We start from the raw sequence: 8709 nt of genomic DNA, 5'->3' as shown, positions 1-8709 counted from the left end.
CCCCTCCCCCGGCACCCTCACCGACCCCGACGGCAAGGACATCTCCCAGGGCGACACCGACTCCGACCGGCACCGCCGCGCCGCCGAACTCGACGCGCTCAGGCCCACCGCCCCACCGCTCGTCGGCGTCGGCTTCGACGTCCAGCCGCAGCACGTCTACTACGCCTCGTTCATGCTGCGCAACGCCCAGTACGACTTCGCCGACCGCGCCCGGAAACTGGTCGGCGCGCTGGACGGGTACGAGCACGCCGTGGGCTGCGGCACCGGCCCAGAAGCGTTCGCGAAAGCGTACGCCGAGGTCGCCGGCCTCTTCCTCGACGTATGGAACAGGACGACGGAGGGCGTCGGCGGCGCGGCCGTCGGGCTCACGGTCACCGCGAACAACTACACGGCGGCCGACCACGCCACGAACGTCCTCGTCCCGGCCGTACCCCAGACCCGGAACCCGCCCGACGTCCTGAAGAACTCCGGTACGAGCGGTCCCGTCGCCCAACTCGGCTGGGGCGCCGCCGACGGCGACGACAGCTGGGGCGACGCCGTCATCGACGAAGTCTCCGGCGCGCTCAGCGAGATCGGCGCCCACATCCTGCGGCCGATCCTCGAACACGCCCTCCGGCACGGCAAGGTCGCCGACATCACCCCCGGCGGCGACGACACCGCGCTCCCCCGCATCGCCGCCCTCTGGCGCCAGGCCGCCACCGACGCGACCGCCTCCGCCGCCGACTTCGACGCAGCCCTCGCCTCCATCACGAACCCGGCGCCGGGCAACGACGAATGGCAGAGCGCCATGCGGCAGTTCTGCTCGGCGATGTGGGGAACCTCGGCGTGGGGCAAGCCACGCGAGAACTACCACTGGAACCACACGGACGGCCGGCAGCCCTCCCTGGAGGTCCTCCAGGACACGGCCCGCGCGATCGCCACCGCCTGCGACGCGTGCAGCACCCAGGTCACGACCATCCGCTCCACCATCATCGACGTCTACAAAGACGCCGCGATCAAGACCTTCACCATCAAAAGCTTCAAGGACTTCGCCGAACTCATCGGCGAACTCCCCACCCTCGCCGCGGAATTCCTCCTCAACATCGACACCGGCCGCCTCAATTCCGCCGTGGACTCCTACAACAACACGATCCACGACCTGGCCGACGACCTGACCAGACGGAAACCGGCGCTGGAGGATGCCAGGAGCAGCGTTCCCACCTACGCTGCGGAAGAGGCGCGCGCGGAGGCGTTCGGTGCCCGATCACTCGATGAGTTCAGGGAACAGCCCGGGTACACGGTTGCGGGAGAGGACAAGAACAACCACTTCTACACGGTCGACCTGGCGAACCAGGAGGGAGTGCACGGGAGCCATGTCGTGGACAAGCATGTCGGGCAGAGCGACACACAGCTCCTGAACCGGTTGAGGGATCAGCCGACCATCACCGCGGCTTCCACCTTCCTGGATCTCTCCACGGCACAGAAGGCCACTCAGGACGCCATGGACGCGATCGGCCCGAGGGACATCCCGGCGAATGCCGGAAAAGTCAATGTCGGGGTCAATAATCCCCAGAAGATCGAAGACTGGCTGTCGCGTCCGAGAAGTGACAGGTCCAGCCTCACCCTGGACCCGGTGGAGTTCGATCACGTGACGGGGAGAACTGTCCGGAATGGCTCTACCTCAGTACATGACACGTATTCAGTGAAGGTCGTTCTCAAGTACAAGAACGGTATCGATCCTCCTTACGTTGTTTATACTTCCATGCCCAGTTGACTTGTGTACGTGAATGAGTGATTCATGTGAGCGTCAGTGTCCTGCCCGAGTCCGTGACCGGACTCTTCGACCCGCGGCACAGCCTCCTTCGGCTCGTGCCCAGAAAACATGAGGAGTGGGCGGACGACCTGGTCGCCCTCATGCGCGGCGCGCGGAGCGAGACGGGTTTCGGTGTCGACCCTGCCGTGATGTTCGACGAGCTGAGCGGTGCCGAGGTGCGCGAGAGCCTTCTGCCGGTGACCCGGGAAAGCGCCCAGGACCTGCTGAAAATCATCGCGGCGGGATCTCTTCACGACGGGGTGGATGCGGCAGCGCTGCGTCATCCGGACGAGATCAGGGACGGCTGTATCCGTGAAATGCTGGAATCGATGGGAGATTCCGTCGAGTTCTTCACGAACCACGGCTGCGCGGAGGAAGGTCCCGACGCCGATTTCCTGGTGTCCGGCTTCCACTGGGAATCCTTCGCCGTCACCCTCTATGACATCGGCCTGGTCGCTGTTTCGCCGGACCGGTTGCTGGTGGCCTGGAGATTCGAGGACGCCTGACCATGCCCGTACGCAACAGGACGTCCACCTACCCCGACCGCGAGACCGCCCAGTGGGCCACCCAGTACGTCGTCACCGTCAACGAGCAGCTCGTGCACCGCTGGCTCGCTCAGTCCACCCGTACCCGGTTGACCATCGAGGCGGCGTGGCCGTCGCGGGAGAGTGCGGTGGGGAGGGTGTTGTTGCAGGCGATGATGCTGGCGGGACGAGGCGCGGTGGAGGTGAGGGCCGCGCGGGTCGTGCTGAGGCGGGATCAGGGCCGTCCGCAGGGGTTCGTCGTACATGCCACTTTTCCCGTCTACCTGTAGCCCTCTCCACCTCTCCGCACGAAAGTCACCCCATGCCCCTGACCCCCCTCGAACACGACCGCCGTTACGGCGAACTCGACCAGGTGATGCGTGCGTTCATCGGACAGGACGCCGATGACACGCCGGACGAGCCGAGTCAGGCTCTCGCCGCGTACCTGCGTCACACCTGGCACACCCGCCCCTGGGCGCTCGCGCAGGCGGAGCGGCAGGTGCGGGAGTATGCCGAGAAGCCGCCGGGGCGGCTGAGGGTGCGGCTGGGGGAGTACTACGTGATGCCGGACGTCGGCGTACCGGGGGACGGCGTACAGCAGTGGCTGTCCTGTCTGGCCGATCACATCAGGCGCAGCGTGGAGGAGGGGGAGGCGCCGCCTTTGGTGGCCCCCGCGACGCATTGGGAGTGGCATGCCCGCTTCCCCGAGCTGGGACAGTTCCTCGGCGGCTGGTTCTCGCAGGACATGCCGGACGAGTTCGCGGATCACGAGGAGGCGGTCGCCGACTACTGGGGGACCACCGATCCGCACCTCGTCGCCCGGCTCACCGGCGAGATCCACGAGCTCCTCGCGCTCGGCCTGGAGGAGTCGGAGTACGCCCTCGCGCTGGCGGAACTCGGCATGGAGGTCGACCCGCCCGCCCCGTACGCGCCGAGCGGCTGGCTGGCCCTGCTCGCGGAACGCCGAGGGGGCCCACCACGCCCCGCGCGGTGAGCCCCCTCGTACGTGGACTACTTCAGGTTCGCGAAGCCGTAGTTGAGCAGCTTCGTCGCGTCCTGGGCGCGGACCGTCGCGTTGGTGGACGCGAGGACCGTGCCGACCATGGTCTTGCCACCGCGGGTGGCGGCGAAGACGAGGCAGTACTTGGCCTCGGGACCGGAGCCGGTCTTGACGCCGATGGTGCCGCTGTAGCTGGACAGGAGCGTGTTCGTGTTGGTCCAGGCGGCCATCTTCCGGCTGGTGCCGGTCTTGGTGATGGTCGTGGCCGTGTACGACTTGGTCTTCACGATCGCCCGGAAGTTCGCGTCCTTGAGCGCGTTCTTCGCGAGGGTCGTGAGGTCCTGCGCGGTCGACGCGTTCTTGCCGTTGCCGATGCCGTCGAAGGAGTCGAAGGTGGTGTTCTTCATGCCGAACGACTTGGCCTTGGCGTTCATCTTGGAGATGAAGTTCTTGACGCGCGCGTCACGGGTGGTTCCCGTGCCGTACTTGTCGGCGAGCGCGTAGGCGGCGTCGCAGCCGGACGGCAGCATCAGCCCGTAGAGGAGCTGACGGACCGTGACCTTGTCGCCGACGATGAGCCGTGCCGACGACGCGTTGTTCTTGACGATGTAGTCGCTGTAGGCCATCTGGATCGTGACCTTGTCGTTCAGGTTCAGCTTCGGCTGAGACAGGACGACGGCGGCGGTCATGATCTTCGTGGTGGAGCCGGTGGAGAGCTTGGTGGTGGCGGCCTTGCCGTACGCCTTCCCGCTCGCGTTGTTCATCACGTAGCCGGCCTTGGCCGCGATCGACGGCGCGGCGGCGGCCTGCGCGGGAGCCGCGGCGAGGGCGCCGGTCGCGAGCATCGCGACGGCCGTGGCGGTGACGGCGGCGGCTCTGCGGACGGGCTTGCCCTTGAGTGCGGTTATCAACTGAAATACCCCGATTACGTTGAAATGCCCCTGAATGCGGCCTGGTTGGGTGGGGGGAAGAACGTGGCCGCACACCTGTGACACGTACCTAGCACAGAAAGTTGTGCGTCTGGTTCCGGGAATTTTGAATCTCTTGGGGAAGGTGGGACTTTCGGACAAGATCACCGTCCGCATGGTGAAACGTTCCCGCCCTTGCGTACGTGTTGTATCTATCCTGTGGGCATGCCACCGGCCCCCGCCCCCGCACCGCCCCGACAACCCGCCGCCGACCGCGTCTACGCCCACGTCAAGCAGGGCGTCCTGGACCGCCGCTTCGAAGGCGGCACCCTCCTCACCGAGGGCGAACTCGCCGACGCCGTAGGGGTTTCGCGGACCCCGGTCAGGGAAGCGCTGCTGCGCCTGGAGGTCGAGGGCCTGATCAGGCTGTATCCGAAGAAGGGCGCGCTGGTCCTGCCGGTGTCGGCGCAGGAGATCGCCGACGTCGTCGAGACGAGGCTGCTGATCGAGGAGCACGCCGTCCGCAAGGCGGTCCCCGCGCCCGCGGGCCTGGTCGAGCGGCTCGCGGAGCTGCTGGAGCGGCAGAAGGAGGAGGCGGGGCGCGGCGACCTGGCCGCGGCGGCCGTCACCGACCGCTGCTTCCACGCCGAGATCGTCCGCAGCGGCGGCAACGAGATTCTTACCCGGCTCTACGACCAACTCCGCGACCGGCAGCTGCGGATGGGCGTCGCGATCATGCACGCGCACCCCGACCGGATCGCCAAGTCCCTCGTCGAGCACGAGCAGATCCTCGACGCGCTGCGGGCCGGCGACGCCGAGGCGGCCGTATCGGTCGTCCGCCGGCACGTCGACTGGTTCGCGCACCTCGCCCGGGGCGATGTCCGGTGAGGAACTCCACTCTCCCGGGTGACCCGCCCGGCGGGCGCCGAGCTGTCGTCATGTGGTCCATCGGAGTGTCGGTCTACTTCGTCGCCGTCATCTTCCGTACGTCGCTGGGGGTCGCAGGACTCGACGCCGCCGACCGCTTCCACGTCGGCGCCTCCGCGCTGTCGACGTTCTCGATCCTCCAGCTCCTCGTGTACGCCGGGATGCAGATACCGGTCGGCCTGCTCGTCGACCGGCTCGGCACGAAGCGGGTGCTGACCATCGGGGTCGTGCTGTTCACGGCGGGACAGCTCGGGTTCGCGCTGTCACCGTCGTACGGCACCGCCCTCGCCTCGCGCGCGCTGCTCGGCTGCGGCGACGCCATGACGTTCATCTCCGTCCTGCGGCTCGGCAGCCGCTGGTTCCCCGCGCGGCGCGGCCCGATGGTCGCGCAGCTCGCCGGGCTCGCGGGCGTCGCCGGGAACCTGGTGTCCACGCTGGTCATCGCCCGGCTCCTGCACGGCGTCGGCTGGACCGCCGCGTTCGCGGGCAGCGCCGGGCTCGGGATCGTCGTCCTCGTCCTGCTGGTGCTGTTCCTGAGGGACCATCCGGACGGGTACGAGCCCGACCCGATGCCGCATCAGGGCGCCGCGTACGTCCGCCGCCAGATCGCCACCGCCTGGCGCGAGCCGGGGACGCGGCTGGGGCTGTGGGTGCACTTCACGACCCAGTTCCCGGCGATGGTGTTCCTGCTGCTGTGGGGGATGCCGTTCCTCGTCCAGGGGCAGGGGCTCACGCGGGGCGAGGCGGGCGGGCTGCTGACCCTCGTCGTCCTGTCGAACATGGTCTTCGGGGTGGTGTACGGCCAGCTCATCGCCCGCCACCACGAGGCGCGGCTCCCGCTGGCGCTCGGGACCGTCCTCGCCACGGCCATGGCGTGGGCCCTCGCGATCGGCTACCCCGGCGATCACGCGCCGACCTGGGTGCTGGTGCTGCTCTGCGTCGTCCTCGGCGCCTGCGGGCCCGCCTCGATGATCGGCTTCGACTTCGCCCGCCCGGCGAACCCGCCCGAGCGGCAGGGCACCGCCTCCGGGATCACCAACATCGGCGGCTTCACGGCGTCGATGTTCACTTTGTTCGCGATCGGCGTCCTGCTCGACGCCACCGACGACAACTACGGGATCGCGTTCTCGGTCGTTTTCGTCCTTCAGGCGATCGGAATCGGTCAGGTGCTGCGGCTGCGCACGAGGGCGGCGCGCCGGGAGCGGGAGCGGCTGGTGGCGTCCCGGGTGGAGACGGTGCACGTTCCCGCGTAGGGACGAGAGGGGGTGCCGGGTGACCCCGGCCCCCTTTCTGCCGTCCGTACGGCTACGGCGTGACCGTGAAGTTTCTGAGGATCGCCGCCGTCAGCTCCGGGTCGCCCTCCGCCTTGACCCGGTCGGCGACCGCCTCCGGCGTGACCCGGCCGCACGCGAGGCGGACGTACGTCTCCCAGTCGAGGACGAAGGACGCGGCCGGGCCCAGCGCGGGAACCGTCTCCAGGGTGCCGCGGCCCTGGATGTCGACGCGGATCGTGCGCAGGAACTCGATCGGGCCGGTGACGTCGAAGACGATCGCGGAGCTGCGGGGGGCGTTCGACTTCTCGGCGACGATCGCGGGGAGCGCGTCGAGGAGGACGTCCCGGGCGATGTGCGCGCCGGGGGAGTCGAGGTTGCCGGGGCGGCCCAGCGCCGTACGGAGGTCCTGTTCGTGGGCCCAGATGGTGAACGCGTGGGAGCGCATCGACTCTTCGAGGGTCAGCTCCGTGCCCAGCGGGCCGCGGACCTTCGCCGAGGGGTCGCGGTTCTCGTTCCGCAGCTGCCGGTTGCGGCGGATGATCGTGTACTCCAGCTCCGCCGTCATCTCCGGGGACGTGTGGTGGCGGCGGACGTCGACCTGGACCTCCATGTACCGCTGGAGGTCGGTCGTCAGGTGGAAGAGGTCGCGCGGGAGGGAGTGGATCGGGCGCGGGTCGCCGTACATCTCGCAGTCCAGGCCGATGACGTGCGAGACGACGTCCCTCACCGACCAGCCGGGGCACGGCGTACGGAGGTTCCAGTCCGCCTCCACCAGGGGCTCCACCAGCTCGGTTATCGCTTCTATGGAGTGCGTCCAGGCGTCGGCGTAGGGCTGGAGGGTGGGATGCAGACTCACGGAACGGGACCCCTCGGCGGTCGGTACACGGGCGGCGGTCGGTGGCGGCGTTGCCAGCGGAGGTTGTCGGCTGCTGTCGGCGGGCGTCTTGAAACGCTAAGTTACGCTGCTGTGGACGGCCCCGGCAGTGCTTTCGTGTGACGATCGTAGGCCGATGTGGACTGCTCGAATGCCAGGACGGTGGTAGTGTGCGCGCCTCGTTGATCCAAGTCGCCGTGGACGAGGGCGAATCGGTCGAAGCCCGGCGGGGGCGGGTCGCCGCTCTCGTACGCGCGTGCAGTGACTCCGATCTCGTCGTCCTCCCCGAGCTGTGGACCACCGGCGCCTTCGCGTACGAGCTGTTCTCGGCCGAGTCCGAGGCGCTGCGGGGGGCGACGTACGACGTGATGGCGAAGGCCGCCGCCGACGCGGGGGTCTGGCTGCACGCCGGGTCGATTCCCGAGCGCGGGGCCGATGGAGCCCTCTACAACACCTCCCTCTTTTTCTCACCGAGCGGTGACCTCGCCGCGACCTACCGGAAGATCCACCGGTTCGGCTTCGACAAGGGCGAGGCCGTGCTGATGGGGGCCGGTCAGGATCTGGTCGCCGTCCGTCTGCCCGACACCGTCGTCGGTGTCGCCACCTGCTACGACCTCCGTTTCCCCGAGCTGTTCCGCGGTCTCGTCGACCTGGGCGCCGAGACCCTCGTGCTGTCGGCGGGCTGGCCGGAGCGCCGCCGGTCCCACTGGACGCTGCTGGCTCAGGCGCGGGCTGTCGAGAACCAGGCGTTCGTCCTTGCCTGTGGAACGGCCGGGACGCATGCCGGGGTTCCCCAGGCCGGTCACTCGATCGTGGTAGACCCGTGGGGCGCTGTGCTGGGGGAGGCCGGGCACGGTGAGGAGGTCCTCACCGTGGAGTTCGAGCCGGGGCAGGTGGGGGAGACGCGGGAGGTGTTCCCGGCGCTGAAGGACCGGGTGCTGGGGCTGGCGGCGCCGGAGCGGTGAGGGGCGCGGCGCCGGAGCGGGCCGGCGTTGGTGGCGCCGGGCCGGCTGAGGGGCGGCCGGGGTTCGGGGCGCCGGGTCGGCCGAGGGCCGCGCTCACCGCGCGCGTGCGGGTCAGTCGTCCTCGCGTTCCTTCTCCGCGAGGTGGATGACGCACACCGTCACCGCGATCAGCAGCGCCGGGTCCGCGTCCTCGTGGACGACGTCCACGCCGTNNNNTCGACGAGGACGCGCCCGCGCGTGTCCTTCAGCTCGAACGTGTCCCGCAGGCGCATCGCCTTGCCGTCGACCAGGAACACCTTCTGGCCTCGGTCGTCCTCGATCCAGTAGTCCTCGCCGAAGCCGAGGAGCCGGTCGCGTACCAGGAATCTCATGCCGGTACGGCTTCCCCGCCGCCGGGTCCGAAACGCCGCCTGTACGCCGAGGGGCTGAGTCCGGTCGCGTGCCG

9 protein-coding genes and 1 pseudogene are annotated in these 8709 nt (G+C 69.0%); 7 read left to right on the top strand and 3 right to left on the bottom strand.

Features of this window, described 5'->3' with window-relative positions; all coding sequences use genetic code 11:
• From AOK24_RS50970 to AOK24_RS22180, 4 genes are all read left to right on the top strand, one after another.
• The coding region (locus tag AOK24_RS50970; protein ID WP_055721820.1) for an RNase A-like domain-containing protein at positions 1-1753 on the top strand (1753 nt) is incomplete at its 5' end.
• Between the two features lie 26 nt (positions 1754-1779).
• Entirely contained in the window at positions 1780-2298 is a 519-nt protein-coding gene (locus tag AOK24_RS22190) for a hypothetical protein (RefSeq protein ID WP_055721819.1), read from the top strand.
• Between the two features lie 2 nt (positions 2299-2300).
• Positions 2301-2606: an RNase A-like domain-containing protein gene (locus AOK24_RS22185; RefSeq protein WP_055721818.1), complete on the top strand. Its 306-nt coding sequence runs from the start codon at positions 2301-2303 to the stop codon at positions 2604-2606.
• Positions 2607-2638: 32 nt separating this feature from the next.
• Entirely contained in the window at positions 2639-3310 is a 672-nt protein-coding gene (locus AOK24_RS22180) for a contact-dependent growth inhibition system immunity protein (protein ID WP_055721817.1), read from the top strand.
• A 17-nt stretch (positions 3311-3327) separates the two neighbouring features.
• Here the strand turns inward: AOK24_RS22180 and AOK24_RS22175 are convergent, their stop codons facing one another.
• Positions 3328-4227, bottom strand: a complete 900-nt coding sequence (locus tag AOK24_RS22175; RefSeq protein WP_055721816.1) for a D-alanyl-D-alanine carboxypeptidase family protein — start codon at positions 4225-4227, stop codon at positions 3328-3330.
• Between the two features lie 222 nt (positions 4228-4449).
• Here AOK24_RS22175 and AOK24_RS22170 point away from each other — a divergent pair, with 222 nt between their 5' ends.
• The gene (locus tag AOK24_RS22170; protein WP_055721821.1) at positions 4450-5112 is read left to right on the top strand and encodes a GntR family transcriptional regulator; all 663 of its coding nucleotides are present in this window, start codon (positions 4450-4452) and stop codon (positions 5110-5112) included.
• A gap of 50 nt (positions 5113-5162) precedes the next feature.
• Entirely contained in the window at positions 5163-6404 is a 1242-nt protein-coding gene (locus AOK24_RS22165) for an MFS transporter (protein WP_055721815.1), read from the top strand.
• A gap of 52 nt (positions 6405-6456) precedes the next feature.
• On the opposite strand, the gene AOK24_RS22160 is transcribed toward AOK24_RS22165, so the two are convergent.
• Positions 6457-7281, bottom strand: coding sequence for a maleylpyruvate isomerase family mycothiol-dependent enzyme (locus tag AOK24_RS22160; protein ID WP_055721814.1), 825 nt, complete (start codon positions 7279-7281; stop codon positions 6457-6459).
• Between the two features lie 188 nt (positions 7282-7469).
• Here AOK24_RS22160 and AOK24_RS22155 point away from each other — a divergent pair, with 188 nt between their 5' ends.
• Positions 7470-8264 (top strand): carbon-nitrogen family hydrolase, encoded by a 795-nt coding sequence (locus tag AOK24_RS22155; protein WP_055721813.1) that lies wholly within the window; start codon positions 7470-7472, stop codon positions 8262-8264.
• 216 nt (positions 8265-8480) lie between these two features.
• On the opposite strand, the pseudogene AOK24_RS50965 reads toward AOK24_RS22155, so the two are convergent.
• Positions 8481-8635: pseudogene (locus tag AOK24_RS50965) on the bottom strand (LURP-one-related family protein); the annotation flags it as partial.
• Positions 8636-8709 lie beyond the last annotated feature (74 nt).

This window comes from Streptomyces niveiscabiei (assembly GCF_001419795.1).
Taxonomy (GTDB): domain Bacteria; phylum Actinomycetota; class Actinomycetes; order Streptomycetales; family Streptomycetaceae; genus Streptomyces; species Streptomyces niveiscabiei.
This window is presented reverse-complemented; position numbering and strand designations above follow the sequence as displayed.